This is a genomic window from Bradyrhizobium vignae (assembly GCF_004114425.1).
In the GTDB taxonomy this organism is placed as follows: domain Bacteria; phylum Pseudomonadota; class Alphaproteobacteria; order Rhizobiales; family Xanthobacteraceae; genus Bradyrhizobium; species Bradyrhizobium vignae.
This window is the reverse complement of the sequence record NZ_RDQF01000079.1, coordinates 1-24,113: the sequence shown is the minus strand read 5'-3', so window position 1 is coordinate 24,113 and position 24,113 is coordinate 1. Positions and strand designations below refer to the sequence as shown.

Sequence of the window (24,113 nt, the reverse complement as noted above, 5' to 3'; positions counted from 1 at the left end):
CCCTCATCCGCAAGCTGGCCATCAATACCCTGCAGGCAACGCCCGGTCCTGCCCGCATCAGCCACAAAATGCTCCAAGCCAGATGGAATAATGACTTCCTTCTCTCCGCCCTCGCCCATATGCGATAACCCTACCCTCCAGGGGAGGGTAAGAGCTACGCCGGCGGATTCACTTCGCTGCTCGGACGTCCCAAATCCCGTTCGCGCAAGTAAATGTAGAACCCGGCGCCGATGATGATCGTGGCGCCGACGAGTGTTGCGATGGATGGGACGTCGCCGAACACGACGAAGCCGAAGATCACGGCCCAGACGATCATCGAATATTGATAGGGCACGACGACGCTGGCCGGCGCGAGCTTGAGCGAGCGGTTGACGCAGAACAGCGCGGTCACCGAGACGCATCCGGCGAGCGCGAAGATCACGAGACTGCCGGGGCTCGGCGGCACCCAGTGGAACGCCGACAGCACGGCGCCCAGCGAGAACGTGCCGACGAATTGCGACGATGCCATCACGATGTCGGGCGTCTTGCGCAGGCTGCGTGTGATCAGCATCAGCGTTGCGAAGGAGAGACTGCCGCCGAGTGCGATCAGTGCCGGCAGGCTGACCGTCTGCGCCGAGGGGCGCAGCGCGATCAACACGCCGCAGAAGCCGATCAGGATCGCGGTCCAGCGCCGCCAGCCGACCCTCTCCCCTAAGAAGATCGCCGACATTGCGGTGACGAAGATGGGACCGGCGAGATAATAGGTAATGACGTCGGCGAGCGGCAGATAGACCGTCGCGAGGAAGAAGGCCGCGACCTCCAGCGTCGAGAGCACGACGCGAAACAGCTGCAGGCCCGGCCGCTCCAGATGCAGGAACTGGTGGCGCTGCTTCCAGATCAGCGGCGACAGCAAGAGCAGCGCCGCGCAGGCGCGCAGGAACAGGAGCTGCCCCACCGAATAAGTCCCGACCAGGAACTTGCCCATGGCGTCGCCGAACGAGAACATGAAGATCGACAGCACCATGAGTCCGATGCCGGCGAGGCGCGCGGAGCGATCGTCATAGGCGGAGGGATTCTTGAAGAGGGGCATTGATCGGACTGTCAGAGATCGTCATTGCGAGCGCAGCGAAGCAATCCAGAATCTTTCCGCAGCGACCGCCTGGATTGCTTCGCTGCGCTCGCAATGACGGGAAAGAGCGTCGCCAGTAATTTTGCTTGCGGCCGTTTTAATGACGAGAGCGGCACGGACAAGCCCACATCCACCAAATTGAACGGATTGTCGCACTCTTCGCATCGCGGTAGCGATACAGGCGACATCGACGAAAGAGCCCTGACATGACCGACTTCGATCCGGCCCAGCATCGCATGATCCCGACGCAACGCTGGTTTGAGGATTTCGTCGTCGGCGAACGTTTCGTGCTGCCGAGCCGAACCCAGACCTCGGCAGTGTTCACCGCATTCCAGACCGCGAGCGGCGACACTCATCCGGTACACTACGACGTGGAATATTGCCGCGCCCGCGGCATGCCACATCTGCTCGCCCACGGCTTCCAGACCCTGATCCACACCGCGCCCGGCGCGGGCCTGTTTCCGTTCATGGTCGAGGAGTCCCTGGTCGGCTTCCTCGAGCAATCGAGCCGGTTTCTCAAGCCGGTGTTCGCCGACGACACCATCTATCCGGCGCTCGAGGTCACGGAGCTGGTGCCGGGGCGCACCACCGGCGTGGTGACGCTCAAAAGCACCGTGTTCAACCAGCGCAAGGAGCTGGTGCTGGAGGGCACGCAGAAATTCCTGCTCAGACGGCGACCGGCTGGTTAAGCAAGGGCCGAAATTCGCGGAATTTCGGCCGATTTGCGCATCGATCCGGGTTGCCGCACGGGACCGGCTGGCCTACCTATGGCCCATGAAATTCCTCGACGAAGCAAAGGTCTATATCCGCTCCGGTGACGGCGGAAACGGCTGCGTGGCGTTCCGCCGCGAGAAGTTCATCGAATTCGGCGGTCCCTCCGGCGGCAATGGCGGCCGCGGCGGCAATGTCATCATCGAGGTCGCCGACGGGCTCAACACGCTGATCGACTACCGCTACCAGCAGCACTTCAAGGCCCAGAAGGGCGAGAACGGCATGGGCTCCGACCGCCACGGCGCCAATGGCAAGAACATCGTGCTGAAGGTCCCCGTGGGCACGCAGATCTTCGACGAGGATCGCGAGACGCTGATCCACGACTTCACCAAGGTCGGCGAGAAATTCGTGCTGGCCGAGGGCGGCAATGGCGGGTTCGGCAATGCGCATTTCAAATCGTCGACCAACCGCGCGCCGCGCAACGCCAATCCCGGCCAGCCCGGCGAAGAGCGCTGGATCTGGCTGCGGCTGAAGCTGATCGCGGACGCCGGCCTGGTCGGCCTGCCCAATGCCGGCAAGTCGACCTTCCTCTCCAAGGTCAGCGCGGCGAAGCCGAAGATCGCCGACTATCCCTTCACCACGCTGCATCCGCAGCTCGGCGTCGTGAATGCCGACGGCCGCGAATTCGTGCTGGCGGATATTCCCGGCTTGATCGAGGGCGCGCATGAAGGCGCCGGCCTCGGCGACCGCTTCCTCGGCCATGTCGAACGCTGCCGCGTGCTGCTGCATCTCGTCGACGCAACCAGCGAGCACGCCGGCAAGGCCTACAAGACGGTGCGCAAGGAGCTCGATGCCTATGGCGGGCAGCTCACCGACAAGATCGAGATCGTCGCGCTGAACAAGATCGACGCGGTCGAGCCGGACGAACTGAAGAAGCAGAAAGATCGCCTCAAGCGCGCCGCCAAGAAGACGCCGCTGCTGCTGTCCGGCGTCACCGGCCAGGGCGTCAAGGAAGCACTGCGGGCGCTTGCGGATGTGATCGGCGAAAGCCCGGTCTCGGCCAAAGCCAAGAGCGCCGCCGAAGCGGAGCCGTGGTCTGCTTAAGGCGGGCGGCGCTCTCTCCATACCTCTCGCCAACGGGGCTACGGGAGAGGTTGTCTTCGCGCCATCGATAGAGCAGCATCCAGAAAATCAAGAAGGGGCGGAGCCAAAGCATGGCGCGCGCGAAGAACGTACTCTGGATCATGTGCGACCAGCTTCGCTATGATTATCTCGGCTGCACCGGCCATCCCACGCTGAAGACACCCAACATCGACGCCATGGCGAGGCGCGGCGTGCTCTTCACCAAGGCCTATGTGCAATCGCCGATCTGCGGCCCGTCACGGATGTCGTTCTACACAGGGCGCTACATGCGCTCGCACGGCTCGCACTGGAACGGCTGGCCGCTGCGTGTCGGCGAGCCCACGCTCGGCGATCACCTCAAGAAAATCGGCGTGCGCAACGTGCTGGTCGGCAAGACCCACATGGCGCCCGATCTCGAAGGCATGAAGGCGCTCGGCATCCCGCCGGAATCCGTCATCGGCGTGCACGTCGCCGAGTGCGGCTTCGAGCCTTATGAGCGCGACGACGGCCTGCATCCGACCGGTCGGCCGCGGCCGAAATACGACGAGTATTTGCGCAGCCAAGGTTTTGACGCCGCCAATCCCTGGGAGCATTGGGCCAATTCGGGTGCGGCTGACGACGGCTCGCTGCAGAACGGCTGGCTGCTGGTGCACGCCGACAAGGTCGCGCGCGTGCCCGACGAGCATTCCGAAACGCCTTACATGACGCGGCGCGCGATGGATTTCATCAGCGAGGCCGAGACCGACGGTCGGCCGTGGTGCCTGCATCTGTCGTATATCAAGCCGCACTGGCCCTACATCGCGCCGGAGCCCTATGCCAGCATGTATTCGGGCGAAGACATGATTCCGGCGATTCGCTCCGAGCGCGAGCGGCAGAATCCGCATCCGGTGTTCGGTGCCTATATGGACATGCGCTACTCCCGCAACATGGCGCGCGACGAGGCGCGGGAGAAGGTGATCCCGACCTATATGGGCCTGATCACCCAGATCGACGACCAGATGGGCGTGCTGATGAAATTCCTGGAGGCGCGCGGACTGCTGGAGACCACCATGATCGTGTTCACCTCCGATCATGGCGATTATCTCGGCGATCACTGGATGGGCGAAAAGGATCTGTTCCACGAGCAGTCGGCCAAGATCCCGCTGATCATCATCGATCCCTCCAGGGACGCCGACGCCACGCGTGGCACGCGCAGCGATGCGTTGGTCGAGGCCATCGATCTCGCGCCGACCTTCGTCGATTATTTCGGCGGCAAGGTGCCGGGCCACATCCTCGAAGGACGTTCGCTGCTGCCGCTGCTGCGCGGGCCCACGCCATCAGACTGGCGCAAGGTGGCGTTCTCCGAATACGACTACGCCATGCAGGACGTGCGCCTGAAGCTGAACCAGCCGATCGAGCGCTGCCGCCTGTTCATGGTGTTCGACGGCCGCTGGAAATACATCCACGCCTCCGGCTTCCGCCCGATGCTGTACGACCTCGAAACCGATCCGGAAGAATACGTCGACCGCGGCGATGACTCGGAATGCGCAAGCATCATTGCGCGGCTGCAGGCCGAGCTGTTCGACTGGGCGCTGCACCCGAACGACCACATCACGACACCGCGCGAGAAAATCGCCTCCTATGCCGACAACCAGCTCCAGGTGAAGGGCGGCATCCTGATCGGTATCTGGGACGAGAAAGAGCTCGCCGCAATCAAGGACGGCCTCGCCCAGCGCGCGAAGATGTAGCGAACAGGGCAGAGCTTTCTTTGCTCGTCATGCCCGGGCTTGACGACGGAGAGTGGAGTGTGAGCGAGGCCTAATTCTCGATCTTGTATCCAGTCGCCTTCACGATCGGCTGCCAGAACGCCGTATTCGCGGCGAGCTCCTTCGACAGCCCGTCCGCATTGCTGCCGACCGGAATGAGCCCGATCGCCGTCAGCTTCTCCTTCACCTCGGGCTTGGCGAGCGCCGCGCTTGCCGCAGCGCCGAGCTTGGCGGCGAAATCCGGCGGGCTGCCGGCCGGAAGCCACATGCCGTACCAGGCATCGGCAACGAGATCGATGCCGCTCTCCTTCAGCGTGGGCACCTCAGGCGCAAAGGGCGAGCGGGCCGCGCTCGCGACCACGATGATCTTCACGCCCTTGGCGCGATGTTGCGGCAGCGCGTCGGCCAACGTGGTGATGCCGAAAGCAATGTGGCCGCCGACGAGGTCGTTGAGGATCGGGGCGCTGCCGCGATAGGGCACGCGGGTCAGGGGAATGCCGAGATCCTTCTCCAGCTTGGAACCCATGAAATGCGGAATGGTGCCGTTGCTCGGCACCCCGAACGAGGTCCTGTCCGGATGCGCCTTGAGCCAAGTCACAAAGCTCTTGAGATCGGTGGCATCGACCGCCGGGTTGATCACCAGCGCAAATTCGAACCGCGCCAGCAGCGACACCGGCATGAAATCCTTCGACGTGTCGAAGCTCGGTGTCGTCTCCACCATCGGCAGCAGGTACATGGTCGGCCCGGTCGTCACCAGCACCATGCTGCCGTCCGGGCTTGCGCCCTTCACCGCCTTGATGCCGATCAGGCCGTCACCACCGGTGCGGTTCTCGACCACGATGGTCCGTTGCAGCACCGGGGCCATCTCCTGTGCGATGAGCCGGCACAGCGTGTCGCCGCCGGCTCCGGCCGCGAAGGGGAAGATGATCTTGCTCAGCCCGGCTTGCGCTTGCGCCCCGCCCGCCTGCGCTAGGAGCGGCAGCCCCAAGCATCCGGTGATGAATTTGCGGCGGTCCATAGGTTTGCTCTCCGGCCCCTTTTTTTAGTTGCCCGCATTAGAACCGGAACGGCGTCCAAGACAAGGCCGCCTTCGGCCGTTTATCATCTCGCCGCCTTGCGCCGGCCATCGTCATGCTGCAAAAGCAGGCCTCACCGGCGCCGCTCTCTCCGCTCCGCCGTTTCCAATGCAGAGCAGATCTCCAAGCGCGCCATGGCCAGCCCCGAACTCAGTCAATTCCGCCGCATCGTCGTCAAGGTCGGCTCGGCGCTGCTGGTCGATTCCGACAAGGGCGAGGTGCGGGCGTCCTGGCTCGCCGCGCTCGCCGATGACATGGCCAAGCTGCACAAGGAAGGGCGCGACGTCCTCGTCGTCTCCTCCGGCTCGATCGCGCTCGGCCGCAGCCGGCTGAAATTGCCGCGCGGCCCGCTGAAGCTCGAGGAGAGCCAGGCCGCTGCCGCAGTCGGCCAGATCGCGCTGGCGCGGATCTGGTCGGAGGTGCTCGGTTCCCACGGCATCGACGCCGGCCAGATCCTGGTCACGCTGCAGGATACCGAGGAGCGCCGCCGCTATCTCAATGCCCGCTCCACCATCGGCAAGCTGCTGGAGTGGCGTGCGATCCCCGTGATCAACGAGAACGACACGGTCGCCACTACCGAGATCCGCTATGGCGACAATGACCGCCTCGCCGCGCGGGTTGCCACCATGGCGAGCGCCGACCTGCTCGTGCTGCTGTCCGACATCGACGGGCTCTACGACGCCCCGCCGAAGAACAACCCGAACGCCAAACTGATTCCCGTCGTCGACAGCATATCCTCGGAGATCGAGGCTGTGGCGGGGGATGCCGAGTCCGAGCTGTCGCGCGGCGGCATGCGCACCAAGGTCGAGGCGGCCAAGATCGCGACGACAGGCGGCACCCACATGCTGATCGCCTCCGGCAAGATCGAGCATCCCTTGCAGGCGATCGCCGATGGCGGCCGCTGCACCTGGTTTCTCACGCCCGCCAATCCCATCACCTCGCGAAAACGCTGGATCGCGGGCACGCTGGAGCCGAAGGGCACGCTGACCATCGACGCCGGCGCGGTGACCGCGCTGCGCGCCGGCGCCAGCCTGCTGCCGGCTGGCGTGATCAAGGTCGAGGGCCAATTCGCCCGGGGCGATGCCGTGATCGTGCGCGGCCCCGACAGCAGCGAGGTCGGCCGCGGCCTGATCGCCTATGACGCTGACGATGCCGAGCGGATCAAAGGGCGCTCCTCCCCTGATGTGATGACCATCCTCGGCATCAGCGGCCGCGCGGAGATGATCCACCGGGATGATCTGGTGGTGGGCGGGTAAGGACCTTTGCTTCGTCATTCCGGGATGGTCCGAGGGACCAGACCTCAGGTGCGCAATTGCGCACCGGGGAATCTCGAGATTCCGGGTTCGGTGCTGACGCACCGCCCCGGAATGACGTCGGGCTGGGTCATTTGACCTGGTCGGAACGCCGCCGCCCGAAGCCCTGCCATACCCTCCCCGCCCTTCGCAAAAGCGGGATTTCCGTGCTAGGACACCGCCTTAGCAGAAGGTTTGACCCCATGGCCGCCCCCCTCAAAGCCGTTGACGGCAATGCCGATCGGACTGGCGATCTCTTGGCGCTGATGTCCGATCTCGCCACCAAAGCCCGCGCTGCCGCGCGCGTGCTGGCGCTGGCGCCGCCGGAGCAGAAGAACCGGGCGCTGGAAGCCATGGAACGGGCGATCCGGGCGAACTCCGCGGCGATCCTTGCTGCCAATGCCGAGGACGTCGCGGAGGCCCGCGCCTCCGCCAATGCGACCTCCGCCTTCATCGACCGCCTGACGCTGACGCCGGCGCGGGTCGAAGGGATGGCCGAGGGCATCGGCATCGTGCGCGGCATTGCCGATCCGATCGGCGTCGTCACGGAGAGCTGGCAGCGGCCGAACGGCATGACCATCGAGCGCGTACGGGTGCCGCTCGGCGTCGTCGGCGTGATCTTCGAGAGCCGTCCGAACGTGGCGGCGGATGCCGGCGTGCTGTGCCTGAAGTCGGGCAATGCCGTGATCCTGCGCGGCGGCTCGGACAGTTTCCGCTCCTGCCGCGCGATCCATGATTGCCTGGTGCAGGGCCTGCGCGAAGCCGGCCTGCCTGAAGCTGCGATCACGCTGGTGCCGACGCGCGACCGCGCGGCGGTCGGCATGATGCTGTCAGGGTTGAACGGGGCCATCGACGTGATCGTGCCGCGCGGCGGCAAGAGCCTCGTCGCGCGCGTCGAACAGGAAGCGCGCGTGCCTGTGTTCGCGCATCTCGAAGGCGTCAACCACGTCTATGTCGATGCCAGCGCCGACCTCGCCATGGCGAAGTCGATCGTGCTCAATGCCAAGATGCGACGCACCGGCGTCTGCGGCGCGGCCGAGACGCTGCTGGTCGATCGCGCCGCTGCTGCATCGAGCCTGAAGCCGCTGGTCGAGATGCTGCTCGATGCCGGCTGCGAAGTGCGCGGCGACGACGCCGTGCAGAAAGCGGATGCGCGCGTCAAGCCTGCAAACGACGAGGATTGGGACACCGAATATCTCGACGCGATCATCGCGGCGAAGGTGGTGGACGGCGTCGACGGTGCGATCGCGCATATCCAGAACCACGGCTCGCATCACACCGATGCCATCGTGAGCGCCGACGAGCGTGCGGCGAAGAAATTCCTCAGCGAGGTCGATTCCGCGATCGTGCTGCACAACGCCTCGACGCAGTTCGCCGATGGCGGCGAGTTCGGTTTCGGCGCCGAGATCGGCATCGCCACCGGCCGCTTCCATGCCCGCGGCCCGGTCGGCGCCGAGCAGTTGACGAGCTTCAAATATCGCGTTCACGGCACAGGGCAAACGCGGCCGTAAGCAAGGTTGCAGGGCGGGCATTGAGCAACAATTTCGTCGTGCCGCGTTTTGTGGCGCAAGCAGTCCCTCCCCATGCGGAGGGTATGCGCATTGGCCTGCTCGGCGGCTCGTTCAATCCGCCGCATCAGGCGCATCGCGCGATCAGCCGGTTCGCGCTCAAGCGATTGCAGCTCGATCGCATTTGGTGGCTGGTCACGCCTGGCAATCCGCTCAAGGAGAACGGCAATCTGCACGAGCTCGGCGCGCGCATGCAGGCGGCGCGCGAGGTCGCCAACGATCCGCGCATCGAGGTGAGCTGTCTCGAATCCGTCATTCGCACCCGCTATACTATCGACACGATCAACACCTTGCGCCGCCGTTTCCCTGGCTTGCGCTTCGTCTGGATCATGGGCGCCGACAATCTCGCTCAATTCCATCGTTGGCAGGACTGGCGGCGCATCGCCGCCCAGGTGCCGATGGCAGTGATCGATCGTCCGCCACAGAGCTTTCGCGCCCTCAGCTCGCCCGCCGCCCAGGCGCTATCGCGCTACCGTCTGCCCGAGCACAAGGCGGCCCTGCTTGCAGATCGGCCGGCGCCGGCCTGGGTATTCCTGACCGGATTGAAGCTGAATCTCTCCTCGACGGGCTTACGGAACCCGGACGGGAGCTGGAAAGGTACGAAGTGAGACGAAAAGTGTGCGGGCTGGGAGCTCTCTGGCATATTGAAACCCTTAACCCCACATGATGTAGTGTAGCCAGTGAGCGCCGGATTCGGCGTTCGCGATACAGTGAAAGGAATGGTCCCTGACCGCATCTGTATTGTCCAAGCCTGTTTTACCCAAGGTTGCCAAGCCTGCGCGTAAAACATCGACCAAAGCTGCGGCCTTGAAGGCGCAACCCGACGCCGACAAGACGCTGAGCCTGATCCTCTCCCGCCTCGAGGACATGAAGGCGGAAGAGACGGTCACCATCGACCTTCGCGGCAAATCGGCGTATTCCGACTACATGATCGTCACCACCGGCCGGGTGAACCGGCACGTCGGCGCGATCGCGGAGAACGTGACGAAGAGCCTCAAGGAAACCGGCATCAAGAACATCCATGTCGAGGGCTTGCCCAATTGCGACTGGGTGCTGATCGATTCCGGCGACGTGATCGTGCACGTGTTCAGACCCGAGGTCCGCGAGTTCTACAATCTCGAGCGATTGTACACGCAGGGCCCAGGGGCGGCGAAGGCGATCTAGGCTCATTGAGCCGATTTCGAATCGGCTGACGCGCATGCTAGCGTCGTGCGCGCGCTCGTTGCGCGCGGTCTTGTCAACGCGACTCTGAAATCATGCGTGTTGCTGTCATTGCGGTGGGCCGACTGAAGCAGGGCCCCGAACGGGAGCTTGCCGACCGCTATTTCGAGCGGTTCGAGGAGGCCGGCCGCAAGCTTGGATTCCGCGAGCTCAGCATCCACGAAATTGCCGAAAGCCGCGCACGCGATGCGGCGACACGGATGGCCGAAGAGGCCACGGCGATCTCGGCGCATGTTCCGGACAAGTCGATCCTGGTGGCACTGGACGAACGCGGCCAGAATCTCGACTCCACCGTATTCGCACGGCATCTGGCGCGCTGGCGTGACGAAGGCGCCGGACATACCATCTTCTTGATCGGAGGGGCGGACGGACTTTCGCCCGAATTGCGCCGTAAGGCCAAGCTCGCGATCGCGTTCGGCTCTGCGACCTGGCCGCACCAAATGGTCCGCGTCATGCTTCTGGAACAGCTTTATCGGGCCGCCACCATCCTGGCCGGCCATCCCTATCATCGCGCGTGATGCGCACCACAACGAGCACCTTTGCCGACACGATGCGAGCGCCGCTCCTCAACCTGCTGCTGATCACTGGCGTTGCCGGTGGAAGCTTCGCGCAAGCTCAAACGGCGACGCCCCCACAAACCGCGGCGGTCTCGCCCGATGCGATCAAGCAGCGCGAGCAGGAGCTGGAAGCCGCGCGCGCGAGACAGAAGAGCGCGGAGGAAGCGCAAGCCAAGCTCAAGGCCGAGATCACCGCGCTCGGCCAGGATCGCACCCAGCTCAATCAGCAGCTGATCGAGACGGCCGCCAATGTGCGCACGCTGGAAAGCAGGATCGACGAGGCCGAGGCGCGGCTGCGCGCGCTGAACGGCCGCGAGCAGCAGATGCGCGCTTCGCTCGATTCGCGCCGTGCCGACATCGTCGAGGTGTTGGCGGCCTTGCAGCGCGCCGGCCGGCGCACGCCGCCAGCGCTGCTGGTGCGGCCCGAAGATGCGCTGCAGTCATTGCGCACGGCGATGCTGCTCGGCGCCGTTGTCCCGGAATTGCGCAGCCGCGCCGAGAAAATCGCGGGCGAGCTCGGCGAGCTCGTGACCTTGCGCAAGACCATCGCCACCGAGCGCGACCAGCTCGCCTCCGACCGCGACAAGGTCCGCAACGACCAGACCCGGCTCACCGCTTTGGTCGACGAGCGGCAGCGCCAGCAGGCGGCGCGTGAGAAGGACTTGGACGCCGAGAATTCGCGCGCCATCGCGCTGTCAAAGCAGGTCGGCGATCTCCAGGGGCTGATCGCCAAGATGGAGCAGGACCTGCAAAGCGCCACCAAGGCGGCCGAGAAGGCGGCCGAGGCTGCAAAGCAGGCCGAAGCCAAGGCGGCTGCCAGCGCCAATACCAGTGCCAAGTCCGGTCCGGGCGCTTTCAAGGATAAATCCCGCACCACCCCAGCGATCGCCTTCGCGTCGGCCAAGGGCCTCCTGCCGCTTCCGGTTAACGGTAACAAGATCAGGGATTTTGGCGGTTCCGACGGCGTCGGCGGGGTCCAGAAGGGCATTTCGTTGGCGACCAAGCCCGGCTCCCAGGTCACGACGCCGTGCGATGGCTGGGTTGTGTACGCCGGCCCGTTCCGCAGCTATGGACAACTCTTGATCCTCAATGCCGGGGGCGGGTATCATGTCCTGATCGCCGGGATGGAGCGCATTTCGGTCAACATCGGACAGTTTGTGCTCACGGGGGAGCCGGTCGCGACCATGGGGTCGACCTCTCAAGTCGCCTCCATTCTCGCCACGAACGCGAGTCAACCTGTGCTGTATGTCGAGTTCCGTAAAGACGGTACTCCAATCGATCCAGGCCCATGGTGGGCCGCAAATGAAGGCGAGAAGGTTCGCGGATGATGCGCAAGACTTCAGTAATCCTCCTCAGCGCGGCTACCGGCGCGGCGCTGACGCTGTTCGTGACCCAGCCGCGCGCGGTCTTCATGGGCTCCAGCGCAAGGGCCGCGACCGCGGACACCTATCGCCAGCTCAATCTGTTCGGTGACGTCTTCGAGCGCGTGCGCTCCGATTATGTCGAGAAGCCCGACGACACCAAGCTGATCGAATCCGCCATCAGCGGCATGCTCACCGGCCTCGATCCGCATTCGAGCTACATGGACGCCAAGAGCTTCCGCGACATGCAGGTGCAGACCCGCGGCGAGTTCGGCGGCCTCGGCATCGAGGTCACGATGGAAGACGGCCTGATCAAGGTGGTCTCGCCGATCGACGACACGCCCGCTTCGCGCGCCGGCATCATGGCCAACGACATCATCACCAATCTCGACGACGAGGCGGTGCAGGGCCTGACCCTGAACCAGGCGGTCGAGAAGATGCGCGGTCCGGTCAACACCAAGATCAAGCTCAAGATCATCCGCAAGGGCCAGGACAATCCGATCGACGTCACCCTGGTGCGCGACAACATCCGCGTCCGCTCGGTGCGCGCGCGCGTCGAGCAGGATGACATCGCCTACATCCGCATCACCACCTTCAACGAGCAGACCACCGAAGGGCTGAAGCGCGAGATCGGCAATCTCTCGAATCAGATCGGCGACAAGCTGAAGGGCTACATCATCGACCTCCGCAACAATCCGGGCGGCCTGCTCGAGGAAGCGGTCACCGTCTCCGACTCGTTCCTGGAGAAGGGCGAGATCGTCTCGACCCGCGGCCGCAATGCCGAGGAGACCCAGCGCCGCACCGCGCATGCGGGCGACCTGACCAAGGGCAAGCCCGTCATCGTGCTGATCAATGGCGGCTCGGCCTCGGCGTCGGAAATCGTCGCCGGCGCGCTGCAGGACCACAAGCGCGCGACCATCGTCGGCACGCGCTCGTTCGGCAAGGGCTCGGTGCAGACCATCATCCCGCTCGGCTCGGGCAACGGTGCGCTGCGGCTGACCACCGCGCGCTACTACACGCCGTCGGGCAAGTCGATCCAGGCCAAGGGCATCGTCCCGGACATCGAGGTGCTGCAGGACGTGCCGGACGAGCTGAAGTCGCGCACCGACACCAAGGGCGAGGCTTCGCTGCGCGGCCATCTGAAGAACGATGGCGACGAGAAGACCGGCTCGCAGTCCTACGTCCCGCCGGATGCCAAGGACGACAAGGCGCTCAAGCTTGCCGGCGACCTGCTCCACGGCATCAAGAACAGCGCCTCTGCCGCACCGACGCCGGGCGGCGACAACAAGGCCGCGACCGACAAGCCCAAAGCGGCGAACTAAGTCGGCGCCACGCGCGATCTCACGACAAGGGCGGCTTCTTGAAGCCGCCCTTTTTTTGCTGGGAACTCCCGTCGTCCCCGGCCTCTCCCGGGCTGCCGCCGCTTGACCCCGCCGTGGTATCGTCGGGATGAGTGATTCGGGATCGCGCATGACTGAAACGGCCGATGATCTGAGCGCGCCGCTCGGACAGGACAAGCCGCGCCGGAAACGCCGGCTGCGGCTGCCGTTCACCGCCATGCAGCTGCTGGCCGTCCTGCTCGGCCTGTTCCTCGTCACCTTTGCCGGCTTCGCCATCTTCAACAAGGATCCGCTCGGCGGCGAGCCAGTGACGCGAATCGCGATCAGCGAGCCCAGGACGATCGACAAGGCCACGGACGAGAGACCGGCCGGCCAGGAGAGCAAGCGGGACACCAAGGAAACGCCGAAGCAAGCCGCCTCCGGTGAGCAGAAGACCATCACCATGATCGACGGCTCCACCGGCGCCCGCCACGACGTGGTGATCGGCGCTGGCGATGCTGCGGAGAAGGACGAGGCAGCATCAGCCCCGCCGTCCGTGATGGCCGGGATCAATCCGAAGCTGCTGGAGAAATCACGTTACGGCATGATCCCGGTGGTCGCCGACGGGCTGAAGCCGTTCAACGTCTATGCGGCAGACGCCGACCGCGCCAGGGCCGCCAAGATGCCGGTGGTCGCGATCGTGATCGGCGGCCTCGGCGTCGGCGCCGCCAAGACCCTGGATGCAATCATGAAGCTACCGCCGGCGGTGACGCTGGCCTTCACGCCTTACGGCGCCGACCCCGGCAAGCTCGCCGAACGGGCTCGCGCGCAGCGCCACGAGATCTTCCTGCAGATCCCGATGGAGCCCTACGACTTCCCCGACAACGATCCGGGGCCGCAGACGCTGCTGACCTCGCTCAGCGCCGACCAGAACATGGATCGCCTGTACTGGCACCTGAGCCGGATGCAGGGCTATGCGGGCCTCACCAATTTCATGGGTGCCCGCTTCATCGCGACTGAGCCCGCGATGCAGCCGATCATCCGCGAGGCGGCCAAGCGCGGCCTCGGCTTCTTCGACGACGGCTCCTCGCCCCGCAGCATCGCACCCCAGGCCGCGGCGAACCAAGCAATACCGTTCGGCAAGGGCGACATCGCGATCGACGCGGTGCCGACCCCGGCCGAGATCGACCGCGCCCTGAACAAGCTCGAATCGACGGCGCGCGAGCGCGGCATCGCCGTCGGCACGGCCTCCGCCCTGCCCGTCTCGATCGAGCGCATCGGCGCCTGGACCAGGACATTGGGCGACCGAGGTATCCTTTTGGTGCCATTGACAACCGCGATGCTGAAATCAAAATCCAGCTAAATCAACAAATTGGCGGCACGGGTCCCGCAGGACCGGCATGCCCACCAAGTGCAGGCAAGAGGTCTGGCGGAATGGCGCGTTACGAGGATCTGCCCTACCGGACCTGTGTCGGTGTGATGCTGATCAATCCAAAGGGACTGGTGTTCATCGGCCGCCGCGCCGGCGGCATCGAGCATGTCGACGACACCCATGTCTGGCAGATGCCGCAAGGCGGTGTCGACCCCGGCGAGGACACCTGGGAGGCCGCCAAGCGCGAGCTCTATGAGGAGACCAGTGTACGCTCGGTGGAGCGGCTCGGCGAAATCCCGGACTGGCTCACCTACGACATTCCACGCACGGTCGCCGGGCGCGCCTGGAAAGGCCGCTACCGCGGCCAGCGCCAGAAATGGTATGCGGTTCGCTTCACCGGCAAGGACAGCGAGATCGACGTCGAGAATCCCGGCGGCGGCGGCCACAAGGCGGAGTTCGTGAGCTGGCGCTGGGAGCCGATGAAGAATCTGACCGGGCTGATCATCCCGTTCAAGCGCCCGGTCTATGAACGCGTGGTGAAGGAATTTTCCGCGCTGGCGGAGCAATAGTCTCTATTGTCGTCCCGGGGCGATGCGAAGCATCGAACCCGGGACCTCGAGATGCCGGGTTCGATGCTTCGCATCGCCCTGGAATGACGAAGAGAGACACTTTGCAAGTGACCAACGACAAACCTTACCGCCCCAACGTCGGGATCGCCCTGTTCAATACCGATGGCCGCGTCCTGATCGGCCACCGCTTCAAGGGCGACGGGCCCGAGATCATCCTGCCCGGCCTCGACTGGCAGATGCCCCAGGGCGGCGTCGACGAGGGCGAGAACCTGCGCGATGCAGCGATGCGCGAGCTCTGGGAGGAGACCAACGTCGTGAGCGCCGACTATCTCGGCGAGACCGACTGGTTCACCTACGAATTCCCGCCTTACGACGGACCGCAGACGCATCGCCTCGCAAAGTTTCGCGGCCAGCGCCAAAAATGGTTCGCGCTGCGCTTCACCGGCCGCGACGACGAGATCGACCCGCTGACACCGCGCAACGGCCAGCCCGCGGAGTTCGACGCCTGGCGCTGGGAGCGCCTCGACCGCGTCGCCGACATCGTGGTGCCGTTCCGCCGTGAGGTCTACCGCGCGGTGGCGCGAGAGTTTGCGGCGTTCGCAAACTGAAACTGCGAAAACAACCCCATGCACAGTAGAGATGGGGTTGAAATCATGAGAGAAATTTCGGCGGAGATTTGCGTGTGAGGGCACCGCTCGCTCCGTTCCCACCCCACAAGGGAGGGGAACGCACCTTCATCGGAGCGTTAATCGAGCCCAATCGGAGCAAGTACTAAATTTAATTGATTGGTCCCACCGTGAACGGGCCGATGGCGATGACGTGGCAATCGCTGTCGCGCTTGGCGCAATCGGCGAGGGCTGTGTTGACGGCGGTCTGCTCGTCGGCGGCCTTCAGGCCGAGACCGGGGCGGCCTGCGGTGCCGACGGCGACGGCGTTCCAGCCCATGACGTCGGTGAGCTTGCGTACGACTTCGCCGCGCGCCTCTGCCACGATCGAGGCGCTGGAGGCGGCATTGAAGAAGCCGGTGATCCTGAACAAGGTCGGGATCGGCACGACGAAATTGTCGTCGATCGCGACGACCAGGCAGGCAACGCCGGCAATCGCGCCACACGATTCCAGGGAGCGCCGCGCCGCATCCTCGTCGGATGATGCGCCCAGCACCATGAAATATTGCCCACCCGGGCCGAGTGCGACCGAGCGGGATTTCGCCGCCGGCACGAACATGTTCTCGAGCCGGACTTTCCCGGCGTCGCGCACCATCGGAAAATCCTTCGACACGAACGGCCGCTCGACCATCGCATCGTGCCGCACCCAAGGCTGCGGCGGCATCGGCGGCTTGCCGTGCGTGTAGACGACGTTATTGCCGACCGCATAGAGCTCGCAGCGCCGCGGCGATTGCGCCGCATCGGCGCGCTTCTGGCACTGCTCGAGCGCCATGCTGCGTGCGGCCTCCTCGTTCGGCTGGTTCAACGCCGAGCCGGTGAAGCCGCCGACATTGAGCGCGAAGGCCTTGTAGTCGCCGGCCGCGGAATAATCCCCCGCCAGGAAGTTGCGGACGCGCTCGTTGATGAAGGGCACGTTGTCGGCTGCAAACTTGCCGACCACGGGCGAGGCTGATGGTGATGGCATCGGAGCCATCGCGGCGCCGGCGTTCGGTGACGTCACCGGCGCCTTTGCGACCTCGGTCGGCGCCGGGCTCGTCGCCGCTGCATTGGCGGACGGCACGGCGCTTGTCGGGGCCGGCGGCGCTGCCACACGCGCGGTCTGCTTGAGCTTGGCGTTGTAGAGGAAGCCGGTGACGACGATCCCGACGATCGAGACCACGGCGACGACCAGCGGCCACATCCAAACCGGCGCGGCGGCCACCTTGGAGGCCGCCTTCTTCATTTGCGGCTTGGCATAGCTCCCGTCCTCGCGCCGCATTGCCACCATGTACGCGTGCACCGGCGTCGGGATGTTCTTGACCTCCTGCGCGCCGATATCGGCGAACTGCACCGACAGCTTGTTGGCAACCTGCTCATGCACCGCGCGGGAGACGCAGATGCCGCCAACCTCGGCGAGTCCCTCCAGCCGCGCCGCGATGTTGACGCCGTCGCCGAGGAGGTCGCCATCGCGCTCGACCACGTCTCCGATGGTGATGCCGATGCGAAACGACATCTGCCGGCTCGGCGGATAGGCCATGTTGCGGGTCCGCAAGCTTTCCTGGATGTCGATCGCACAGCGCACGGCATCGACCGCGCTCGGAAATTCCGCGAGCACGGCATCGCCCGCCGTGTTGAAGATGCGCCCGCCGGCCTTGGCGATGAAATCGTCGACGACCTCGCGATAGGAGGCGAGACGCCGCAGCGTCTCCTCTTCGTCTTCCGCGACCAGCCTCGAATACCCGGCAATATCGGCCGCGAAAATCGCTGCGATCTTGCGTTTCATCTGCCACCGGCCCCCGGAACAATCCGCGAGGCAGAATGCCGTCATCAGCGACGCGGTGCAACAAAGTTTCAGCGCCCGCCACGGTGGTGACGAGCGCTGAGCCTGTTGAAGGGTGCCTTTGCAGGAATGTCTGTTCGAGCCCCGGAGCGGTGCCCCGGGGCTTAGTGCATAGCCGTGGAGCTGAGCTGCTGCTGGATGCTCTTGAAGTGGTCGAGCCGCGCAATGGCCTGATCGAGCTCGCTGCCTTCGTGCTCTTTCAGATTCTCTTCCATCTCCGCGATCGTCTCGGCGAACTGGGCACGGTCGAGCTCGGCCAGTGACGTCGCGACGTCGGCGAGCACGGTCAGGCCCCTGTCAGAGACTTCGGCGAGACCGCCGAGCACGATGATCTTTTCGTGGCGGCCAGCCGTGGTCACGGTGAGAATGCCCGGCCGGATCGCAGCCACGACCGGCGCATGTCCCGCCAGCACGCCGAAATCACCCTCGATGCCGGGGATGTCGACCTGGTCGACATCACCCGAGAAGGCGAGCTTTTCCGGAGAGACGAGATCGAAGTGGAAGGTGGCCATGGGTTATCCGTTTTTCCGCTTGCCACCCGCGGGCTCGACCCGCGGGTCCATCCATCAAAAATCTCTTTGATGGATCGCCGGGTCAAGCCCGGCGATGACGAGATGAGAAGGCTTAGGCCGCTTCCGCCGCCAGCTTCTTGCCCTTCTCAACGGCTTCTTCGATGGTGCCGACCATGTAGAAGGCAGCTTCCGGCAGGTGATCGTACTTGCCTTCGACCAGGCCCTTGAAGCCCTTGATGGTGTCGGCGAGCTCGACGAACTTGCCCGGCGAGCCCGTGAAGATTTCGGCGACGTGGAACGGCTGCGACAGGAAGCGCTCGATCTTGCGGGCGCGGGCCACCGTCAGCTTGTCCTCTTCCGAAAGCTCGTCCATGCCGAGAATGGCGATGATGTCCTGGAGCGACTTGTAGCGCTGCAGCACCTGCTGGACCTGACGGGCGACGGCGTAGTGCTCCTCGCCGACGACCAGCGGCGAGAGCATGCGCGAGGTCGAGTCGAGCGGGTCCACCGCCGGATAGATGCCCTTTTCCGAGATCGCGCGCGACAGCACCGTGGTGGCGTCCAAGTGCGCGAACGAGGTGGCGGGCGCCGGGTCGGTCAAGTCGTCGGCCGGCACGTAGATGGCCTGCACCGAGGTGATCGAACCCTTCTGCGTGGTGGTGATGCGCTCCTGCAGCGCGCCCATGTCGGTCGCGAGCGTCGGCTGATAACCCACCGCCGAAGGAATACGGCCGAGCAGCGCCGACACTTCCGAACCGGCTTGCGTGAAGCGGAAGATGTTGTCGACGAAGAACAGCACGTCCTGGCCCTGGTCGCGGAAGTGCTCGGCGACAGTCAGACCGGTCAGGCCGACGCGGGCGCGGGCGCCCGGCGGCTCGTTCATCTGGCCGAACACCAGCGCACACTTCGATTTCACGCTGGGATCCGGATTCTTCGGATCGGCGTTGACCTTGGACTCGATGAACTCGTGATAGAGGTCGTTGCCCTCGCGGGTACGCTCGCCGACGCCGGCGAACACGGAATAACCGCCGTGCGCCTTCGCGACGTTGTTGATCAGCTCCTGAATCAGCACGGTCTTGCCGACGCCGGCGCCGCCGAACAGGCCGATCTTGCCGCCCTTGGCGTAAGGCGCGAGCAGGTCGACGACCTTGATGCCGGTGACGAGAATTTCGGCTTCGGTCGACTGGTCGGTGTAGGTCGGCGCTTCCTGGTGAATCGCGCGGGTGCCTTCCGACTTGATCGGGCCGGCCTCGTCGATCGGCTCGCCGATGACGTTCATGATGCGGCCCAGCGTACCATCACCCACGGGAACCGAGATCGGCTGACCCGTGTCGGTCACTTCCTGGCCGCGCACCAGACCTTCGGTGGCGTCCATCGCGATCGTACGGACGGTCGACTCGCCGAGATGCTGCGCGACTTCCAGCACCAGGCGGTTGTTGCCGTTCTTGGTCTCCAGCGAGTTGAGAATGGCCGGCAGGTGGCCTTCGAACTGCACGTCGACGACGGCGCCCATGACCTGGGTAACGCGACCGATCTGTGTGGCTGCTGTAGCCATTTACTGTCTCCTTCGATCCGAATTTCGTGTCCGGTCAGACTGCTTCTGCGCCGGAGATGATTTCGATGAGTTCCTTGGTGATCTGAGCCTGACGCGTGCGGTTGTAGACCAGCGTCTGCTTGCGGATCATCTCGCCGGCGTTGCGGGTGGCGTTGTCCATCGCCGACATCTGCGCACCGTAGAACGAAGCGTTGTTCTCGAGCAGGGCGCGGAAGATCTGCACTGCGAGATTGCGCGGCAACAGGCGCGTGAGGATCTCGTCCTCCTCCGGCTCGTATTCGTAAGAGGTCGCGCTGCCGTTCGCACCGCCTTCCTCGACAACCAGCGGAATGATCTGCTGGGCGGTCGGGACCTGTGCGATCACCGACTTGAACTGCGCGTAGAACAGCGTGCAGACGTCGAACTCGCCGGCGTCGAAACGGGCCAGCACCTTCTTGGCGATGTCCTCGGCGTTGACGAAGCCGAGCTGGCGCACGCTGCGCAGATCGAGATGCTCGACGATCTGCTTGTCGAACTGGCGGCGGAGCTGCTCGTAGCCCTTGCGGCCGACGCAGAAGAACTTCACTTCCTTGCCCTGCGCGGCCAGCGCCAAAGCGCGCTCGCGGGCCAGACGCACGATGGAGGAGTTGAAGGCGCCGGACAGGCCGCGCTCGCCGGTGCAGACCAGCAGCAGGTGCACCTGGTCCCTGCCGGTGCCGGCCAGCAGCTTGGGCGCGCCGGGCGAGCCCGCCGCGGCGCTGGCGATGTTGGAGATCACTGCGCTCATCTTGTTGGCATAGGGACGCGCCGCTTCCGCCGCGGTCTGCGCACGGCGCAGCTTCGAGGCCGCGACCATCTGCATGGCCTTGGTGATCTTTTGCGTCGCCTTCGTGGAGGCGATGCGGACGCGCATGTCTTTAAGTGACGCCATTCTTCGTTCACCCCGGCGGTTCGATCTCTCGGATCAAGCCGCTAGCCTACCCCAATCGTCATGCCCGGGCTCGCCCCGGGCATCCACGTACCGCCTCACACGTCGATAGCCGGTACATCAAATGCGAAGACGCGCTTCGCGCTTTTGCCCGGCCATGATGCCGCTTAAGCGAAGCTCTTCGCAAAGCCGTCGACCGCCGACTTCAGCTTGGCAGCGGTGTCGTCGGAGAGATCGCGGCTGTCGCGAATCGCGGTGAGGATGTCGGCGTGCTTGCCGCGCAGCAGCGAGAGCAGGCCGTCCTCGAACGCGCGCACCTTATTGAGCGGGAGCGGATCGAGATAGCCGTTGGTGCCGGCCCAGATCACGCAAACCTGCTCTTCCATCTTCAGCGGCGAGAACTGCGGCTGCTTCAGGAGCTCGGTCAGGCGCGAACCGCGGTTGAGCAGGCGCTGGGTCGAGGCGTCCAAGTCGGAGCCGAACTGCGCGAAGGCCGCCATTTCGCGGTACTGCGCGAGCTCGCCCTTGATCTTGCCGGCGACCTTCTTGGTGGCCTTGGTCTGCGCCGAGGAGCCGACGCGCGACACCGACAGACCGACGTTCACGGCGGGACGGATGCCTTGGAAGAACAGGTCGGTTTCCAGGAAGATCTGGCCGTCGGTGATCGAGATGACGTTGGTCGGGATGTAGGCCGACACGTCGTTGGCCTGGGTTTCGATGACCGGCAGCGCCGTCAGCGAGCCCGAGCCCATGTCCTTGTTCAGCTTCGCCGCGCGCTCGAGCAGGCGGGAGTGCAGATAGAACACGTCGCCCGGATAGGCTTCGCGCCCGGGCGGACGGCGCAGCAGCAGCGACATCTGGCGATAGGCGACGGCCTGCTTGGACAGGTCGTCATAGATGATGACCGCGTGCATGCCGTTGTCGCGGAAGTACTCGCCCATGGTGCAGCCGGTGAACGGCGCGATGTACTGCATCGGCGCGGGATCGGACGCGGTGGCAGCGACGACGATCGAGTATTCGAGCGCACCCTGCTCCTCCAGCACCTTCACGAACTGGGCGACGGTGGAGCGCTTCTGGCCGACTGCGACGTAGACGCAGTAGAGCTTGATGTTCTCGTCCGGCTGCGCGTTCAGCGGCTTCTGGTTCAGGATGGTGTCGAGCGCGATCGCGGTCTTGCCGGTCTGGCGGTCGCCGATGATCAGCTCGCGCTGGCCGCGGCCGATCGGGATCAGGGCGTCGATCGCCTTGAGTCCGGTCGCCATCGGCTCGTTCACCGATTTGCGCGGAATGATGCCGGGCGCCTTGACGTCGACGCGCATGCGCTTCTCGGCCTGGATCGGGCCCTTGCCGTCGATCGGGTTGCCGAGCGCGTCGACGACGCGGCCGAGCAGGCCCTTGCCGACCGGCGCGTCCACGATGGCGCGGGTGCGCTTGACGGTCTGGCCTTCCTTGATCTCGCGGTCGGCACCGAAAATAACGATACCGACGTTGTCGGTTTCGAGGTTCAGCGCCATGCCGCGGGTGCCGTTCTCGAACTCGACCATTTCACCGGCCTGGACGTTGTCCAGACCGTAGACGCGGGCGATACCGTCGCCGACGGACAGCACCTGTCCGACTTCGGAGACTTCAGCTTCCTGGCCGAAATTCTTGATCTGGTCCTTGAGGATCGCGGAAATTTCCGCGGCGCGGATGTCCATCAGCCTGCCTCTTTCATCGCGTGCTTGATCGAATTGAGTTTGGTGCGAAGCGAACCATCCACCATGCGGCTGCCCAGCTTGACGACGAGGCCACCGATGATCGAGGGATCGACTTTCACGTTCAGCGCGACATCCTTGCCGGTCACCGACTTCAGGGCAACCTTGAGGGCATCGAGATTCTTGTCCGAGAGCGCTTCGGCGACGGTGATGTCGGCCGTCGTCTCGCCCTTGAACTTGGCGACGAGAGCGCGATAGGCGCGAATGACGTCGGCCACCGCGAACAGGCGGCGGTTGGCGGTCAGCACCTTCAGGAAGTTGGCGGTGATGCCGGCGATACCGGCCTTGTCCAGCACGGCCGAGAGGGCCCGGGACTGGGCGTCCGCCGCGAACACCGGGCTGCGGACGAGACGCTTGAGATCGGCGCTCTCATTCAGCAGGGCATCGAATTTGTCGAGATCGGCTTTGACCTCGTCGACCACTTTCTGGTCGCGGGCCAGTTCAAACAAGGCCGTTGCATAACGGCCGGACACACCTGAAACGGACGTATCTTCTGCAGCCACAGACGCGCTCTTTATGCTGTCAAACTCGCAAGGGAAAAACCGTCGCCACAAAGCGGCGCCTAGCGATCCAAGCCCTTGGAATTCAAGCGGGACTTCGATTTTCGACCAGCACGGGAGGTGCCGGGCTCGTTAAAATCGCGGCTTTGCTAACATAGCAGGCGCGCAGGTGCAACATGACGCCAAATTAAAGGCATGAGGTTCTGTCGCCAGTTCGTCGCAGCCGGGGAAGCCTCGCGAGCGACGGCGACGAGTTGGCGCCGATGTCCTCCCACGTCGCGGAAAATGGGCGTGAGCCGGGTCGCGACCATCTCCATTGGTTCCTGCCGCCAGCGCATAGCGGCCATGAACACGGATCACTGAGCGTGAATCCGGCCTCGCCAGTTCCACCCGCCGAATACTTACCAAATTCTAAATGGTCGCGCCGATGACTTGGCTTTACAGTAATCCCAAGTAATCCATAGGTTAATAAATCGTTAGAATATGGCACGTCGATCGAATATCGCGCGGCGGTAACAAGATATTTCATGACCAAACATCGCGGATTTACTGCCTAATTCACGCCGCATTAGGAATCGAAATGCCAACCCGCTCACAAACTGATGGGGGCTCCACTAGCCACATATGTGGCAATACTAGCTTAGGGACCGATAAATGCTGTCTTTGAAGACGCTGGGCTCTGTGACCCGGCCGCGCACGGCGATCGCTTTCGTTGCCGCAACTCTCCTCGTCGGTGGAACTGCCACCGAGGCTTCCGCCAAATCCAGGCATCACCGGCATCATCACCGCCACCACGCCCAAGCTGACACCAACGCGAGCTCCGATTGGCGGAATGCCAATGCGTCGATGACGCCGACCTCCGGCACCGGCCACAGCTTCTCCGGCATGGCCTCCTATTACGGCAACGAGTCCGGCAGCCGGACCGCCTCGGGTCAGCGCTTCAACCAGAACGCCTTGACCGCGGCGCACCGTTCACTGCCATTCGGCACCAAGCTGCGCGTCACCCATCGCGGCCAGAGCGTGATCGTCACCATCAACGACCGCGGTCCGTTCATTCGCGGCCGTGTCCTCGACCTCTCCACCGGCGCTGCCCGCGCCATCGGCCTCACCGGCGCCGGCGTCGGCCGCGTCACCGCGGAAGTCGTCTCCTAAGGCGTTCGCCTTACACGCGCAGTTTTCATCAGTTTGATGCGCGCCTGAAACAAGCCCGTGGTCTTGGGGGACCGCGGGCTTTTTGTTTGGCCACCTCCCCACGTCATTGCTGTCGATGTTCAATAATTCGCTGATTGGATCGCGGTGGTCTTGGAAGCGGCGAAAGCCTTGGGAGTTTGTCCTGCCAAGGCCTGATGGGGTCTGTGGTTGTTGTAGTAGACGAGGTAC

The 24,113-nt window shown here is 64.5% G+C and carries 22 protein-coding genes; 14 read left to right on the top strand and 8 right to left on the bottom strand.

Annotation, left to right across the window (positions count from 1 at the left end):
* Nucleotides 1-154: 154 nt before the first annotated feature.
* Nucleotides 155-1,069 (bottom strand): DMT family transporter, encoded by a 915-nt coding sequence (locus EAV90_RS36030; protein ID WP_122400433.1) that lies wholly within the window; start codon nucleotides 1,067-1,069, stop codon nucleotides 155-157.
* A 245-nt stretch (nucleotides 1,070-1,314) separates the two neighbouring features.
* Between EAV90_RS36030 and EAV90_RS36025 the strand changes: the two genes are divergently transcribed.
* The 3 genes from EAV90_RS36025 to EAV90_RS36015 all read left to right on the top strand — a co-directional run bounded on the left by EAV90_RS36025 (nucleotide 1,315) and on the right by EAV90_RS36015 (nucleotide 4,668).
* Entirely contained in the window at nucleotides 1,315-1,797 is a 483-nt protein-coding gene (locus EAV90_RS36025) for a MaoC family dehydratase (protein ID WP_129146155.1), read from the top strand.
* 85 nt (nucleotides 1,798-1,882) lie between these two features.
* Nucleotides 1,883-2,923, top strand: coding sequence for a GTPase ObgE (obgE, locus tag EAV90_RS36020; RefSeq protein WP_129146154.1), 1,041 nt, complete (start codon nucleotides 1,883-1,885; stop codon nucleotides 2,921-2,923).
* Between the two features lie 110 nt (nucleotides 2,924-3,033).
* Nucleotides 3,034-4,668, top strand: a complete 1,635-nt coding sequence (locus tag EAV90_RS36015; RefSeq protein WP_129146153.1) for an alkaline phosphatase family protein — start codon at nucleotides 3,034-3,036, stop codon at nucleotides 4,666-4,668.
* A 70-nt stretch (nucleotides 4,669-4,738) separates the two neighbouring features.
* Here the strand turns inward: EAV90_RS36015 and EAV90_RS36010 are convergent, their stop codons facing one another.
* A complete protein-coding gene (locus tag EAV90_RS36010) occupies nucleotides 4,739-5,704 on the bottom strand; it encodes a Bug family tripartite tricarboxylate transporter substrate binding protein (RefSeq protein ID WP_129146152.1) in 966 nt (321 codons plus the stop codon).
* A 192-nt stretch (nucleotides 5,705-5,896) separates the two neighbouring features.
* On the opposite strand from EAV90_RS36010, the gene proB reads away from it, so the two are divergent.
* From proB to EAV90_RS35960, 10 genes are all read left to right on the top strand, one after another.
* The gene (gene proB, locus EAV90_RS36005) at nucleotides 5,897-7,018 is read left to right on the top strand and encodes a glutamate 5-kinase (RefSeq protein ID WP_129146151.1); all 1,122 of its coding nucleotides are present in this window, start codon (nucleotides 5,897-5,899) and stop codon (nucleotides 7,016-7,018) included.
* A 239-nt stretch (nucleotides 7,019-7,257) separates the two neighbouring features.
* On the top strand, nucleotides 7,258-8,565 hold the full coding sequence (locus EAV90_RS36000; RefSeq protein ID WP_122400427.1) for a glutamate-5-semialdehyde dehydrogenase: 1,308 nt from the start codon (nucleotides 7,258-7,260) through the stop codon (nucleotides 8,563-8,565).
* Between the two features lie 20 nt (nucleotides 8,566-8,585).
* On the top strand, nucleotides 8,586-9,230 hold the full coding sequence (locus EAV90_RS35995; RefSeq protein ID WP_164937251.1) for a nicotinate-nucleotide adenylyltransferase: 645 nt from the start codon (nucleotides 8,586-8,588) through the stop codon (nucleotides 9,228-9,230).
* Between the two features lie 199 nt (nucleotides 9,231-9,429).
* Complete coding sequence (rsfS, locus tag EAV90_RS35990; RefSeq protein ID WP_092289999.1) at nucleotides 9,430-9,786, top strand: ribosome silencing factor; 357 nt, start codon at nucleotides 9,430-9,432, stop codon at nucleotides 9,784-9,786.
* Nucleotides 9,787-9,878: 92 nt separating this feature from the next.
* Entirely contained in the window at nucleotides 9,879-10,361 is a 483-nt protein-coding gene (gene rlmH / locus EAV90_RS35985; protein ID WP_129146150.1) for a 23S rRNA (pseudouridine(1915)-N(3))-methyltransferase RlmH, read from the top strand.
* A gap of 32 nt (nucleotides 10,362-10,393) precedes the next feature.
* Nucleotides 10,394-11,728: a murein hydrolase activator EnvC family protein gene (locus EAV90_RS35980; RefSeq protein WP_129146156.1), complete on the top strand. Its 1,335-nt coding sequence runs from the start codon at nucleotides 10,394-10,396 to the stop codon at nucleotides 11,726-11,728.
* The gene (locus tag EAV90_RS35975; protein ID WP_122400425.1) at nucleotides 11,725-13,083 is read left to right on the top strand and encodes a S41 family peptidase; all 1,359 of its coding nucleotides are present in this window, start codon (nucleotides 11,725-11,727) and stop codon (nucleotides 13,081-13,083) included. The genes EAV90_RS35980 and EAV90_RS35975 overlap by 4 nt, the downstream gene beginning before the upstream one ends.
* Nucleotides 13,084-13,231: 148 nt before the next feature.
* The gene (locus tag EAV90_RS35970; RefSeq protein WP_129146149.1) at nucleotides 13,232-14,443 is read left to right on the top strand and encodes a divergent polysaccharide deacetylase family protein; all 1,212 of its coding nucleotides are present in this window, start codon (nucleotides 13,232-13,234) and stop codon (nucleotides 14,441-14,443) included.
* Nucleotides 14,444-14,514: 71 nt separating this feature from the next.
* Nucleotides 14,515-15,021 carry an RNA pyrophosphohydrolase gene (locus tag EAV90_RS35965; protein ID WP_129146148.1) on the top strand — a complete coding sequence of 169 codons (507 nt, stop codon included), beginning with the start codon at nucleotides 14,515-14,517 and terminating at the stop codon, nucleotides 15,019-15,021.
* 107 nt (nucleotides 15,022-15,128) lie between these two features.
* Nucleotides 15,129-15,629 (top strand): RNA pyrophosphohydrolase, encoded by a 501-nt coding sequence (locus EAV90_RS35960; RefSeq protein ID WP_129146147.1) that lies wholly within the window; start codon nucleotides 15,129-15,131, stop codon nucleotides 15,627-15,629.
* A 169-nt stretch (nucleotides 15,630-15,798) separates the two neighbouring features.
* Here EAV90_RS35960 and EAV90_RS35955 read toward each other — a convergent pair whose 3' ends face one another.
* From EAV90_RS35955 to EAV90_RS35930, 6 genes are all read right to left on the bottom strand, one after another.
* Entirely contained in the window at nucleotides 15,799-17,448 is a 1,650-nt protein-coding gene (locus EAV90_RS35955; protein WP_129146146.1) for an adenylate/guanylate cyclase domain-containing protein, read from the bottom strand.
* 161 nt (nucleotides 17,449-17,609) lie between these two features.
* On the bottom strand, nucleotides 17,610-18,017 hold the full coding sequence (locus EAV90_RS35950) for a F0F1 ATP synthase subunit epsilon (RefSeq protein ID WP_129146145.1): 408 nt from the start codon (nucleotides 18,015-18,017) through the stop codon (nucleotides 17,610-17,612).
* Nucleotides 18,018-18,129: 112 nt separating this feature from the next.
* Entirely contained in the window at nucleotides 18,130-19,572 is a 1,443-nt protein-coding gene (atpD, locus tag EAV90_RS35945; protein WP_122400420.1) for a F0F1 ATP synthase subunit beta, read from the bottom strand.
* Between the two features lie 34 nt (nucleotides 19,573-19,606).
* Nucleotides 19,607-20,482, bottom strand: coding sequence for a F0F1 ATP synthase subunit gamma (locus tag EAV90_RS35940; RefSeq protein WP_122400419.1), 876 nt, complete (start codon nucleotides 20,480-20,482; stop codon nucleotides 19,607-19,609).
* Nucleotides 20,483-20,646: 164 nt separating this feature from the next.
* Complete coding sequence (gene atpA / locus EAV90_RS35935; protein ID WP_129146144.1) at nucleotides 20,647-22,176, bottom strand: F0F1 ATP synthase subunit alpha; 1,530 nt, start codon at nucleotides 22,174-22,176, stop codon at nucleotides 20,647-20,649.
* The gene (locus EAV90_RS35930) at nucleotides 22,176-22,736 is read right to left on the bottom strand and encodes a F0F1 ATP synthase subunit delta (RefSeq protein WP_122400417.1); all 561 of its coding nucleotides are present in this window, start codon (nucleotides 22,734-22,736) and stop codon (nucleotides 22,176-22,178) included. The genes atpA and EAV90_RS35930 overlap by 1 nt, the downstream gene beginning before the upstream one ends.
* Nucleotides 22,737-23,387: 651 nt before the next feature.
* Between EAV90_RS35930 and EAV90_RS35925 the strand changes: the two genes are divergently transcribed.
* A complete protein-coding gene (locus EAV90_RS35925) occupies nucleotides 23,388-23,885 on the top strand; it encodes a septal ring lytic transglycosylase RlpA family protein (protein WP_122400416.1) in 498 nt (165 codons plus the stop codon).
* Nucleotides 23,886-24,113 lie beyond the last annotated feature (228 nt).

What these genes read in the sequence shown, in the direction of transcription:
- EAV90_RS36030 (WP_122400433.1), bottom strand. Translation starts at nt 1,069, where the DNA reads ATGCCCCTCTTCAAGAATCCCTCCGCCTATGACGATCGCTCCGCGCGC.
- EAV90_RS36025 (WP_129146155.1), top strand. Translation starts at nt 1,315, where the DNA reads ATGACCGACTTCGATCCGGCCCAGCATCGCATGATCCCGACGCAACGC.
- obgE (WP_129146154.1), top strand. Translation starts at nt 1,883, where the DNA reads ATGAAATTCCTCGACGAAGCAAAGGTCTATATCCGCTCCGGTGACGGC.
- EAV90_RS36015 (WP_129146153.1), top strand. Translation starts at nt 3,034, where the DNA reads ATGGCGCGCGCGAAGAACGTACTCTGGATCATGTGCGACCAGCTTCGC.
- EAV90_RS36010 (WP_129146152.1), bottom strand. Translation starts at nt 5,704, where the DNA reads ATGGACCGCCGCAAATTCATCACCGGATGCTTGGGGCTGCCGCTCCTA.
- proB (WP_129146151.1), top strand. Translation starts at nt 5,897, where the DNA reads ATGGCCAGCCCCGAACTCAGTCAATTCCGCCGCATCGTCGTCAAGGTC.
- EAV90_RS36000 (WP_122400427.1), top strand. Translation starts at nt 7,258, where the DNA reads ATGGCCGCCCCCCTCAAAGCCGTTGACGGCAATGCCGATCGGACTGGC.
- rlmH (WP_129146150.1), top strand. Translation starts at nt 9,879, where the DNA reads ATGCGTGTTGCTGTCATTGCGGTGGGCCGACTGAAGCAGGGCCCCGAA.
- EAV90_RS35980 (WP_129146156.1), top strand. Translation starts at nt 10,394, where the DNA reads ATGCGAGCGCCGCTCCTCAACCTGCTGCTGATCACTGGCGTTGCCGGT.
- EAV90_RS35975 (WP_122400425.1), top strand. Translation starts at nt 11,725, where the DNA reads ATGATGCGCAAGACTTCAGTAATCCTCCTCAGCGCGGCTACCGGCGCG.
- EAV90_RS35970 (WP_129146149.1), top strand. Translation starts at nt 13,232, where the DNA reads ATGACTGAAACGGCCGATGATCTGAGCGCGCCGCTCGGACAGGACAAG.
- EAV90_RS35965 (WP_129146148.1), top strand. Translation starts at nt 14,515, where the DNA reads ATGGCGCGTTACGAGGATCTGCCCTACCGGACCTGTGTCGGTGTGATG.
- EAV90_RS35955 (WP_129146146.1), bottom strand. Translation starts at nt 17,448, where the DNA reads ATGAAACGCAAGATCGCAGCGATTTTCGCGGCCGATATTGCCGGGTAT.
- EAV90_RS35950 (WP_129146145.1), bottom strand. Translation starts at nt 18,017, where the DNA reads ATGGCCACCTTCCACTTCGATCTCGTCTCTCCGGAAAAGCTCGCCTTC.
- atpD (WP_122400420.1), bottom strand. Translation starts at nt 19,572, where the DNA reads ATGGCTACAGCAGCCACACAGATCGGTCGCGTTACCCAGGTCATGGGC.
- EAV90_RS35940 (WP_122400419.1), bottom strand. Translation starts at nt 20,482, where the DNA reads ATGGCGTCACTTAAAGACATGCGCGTCCGCATCGCCTCCACGAAGGCG.
- atpA (WP_129146144.1), bottom strand. Translation starts at nt 22,176, where the DNA reads ATGGACATCCGCGCCGCGGAAATTTCCGCGATCCTCAAGGACCAGATC.
- EAV90_RS35925 (WP_122400416.1), top strand. Translation starts at nt 23,388, where the DNA reads ATGCTGTCTTTGAAGACGCTGGGCTCTGTGACCCGGCCGCGCACGGCG.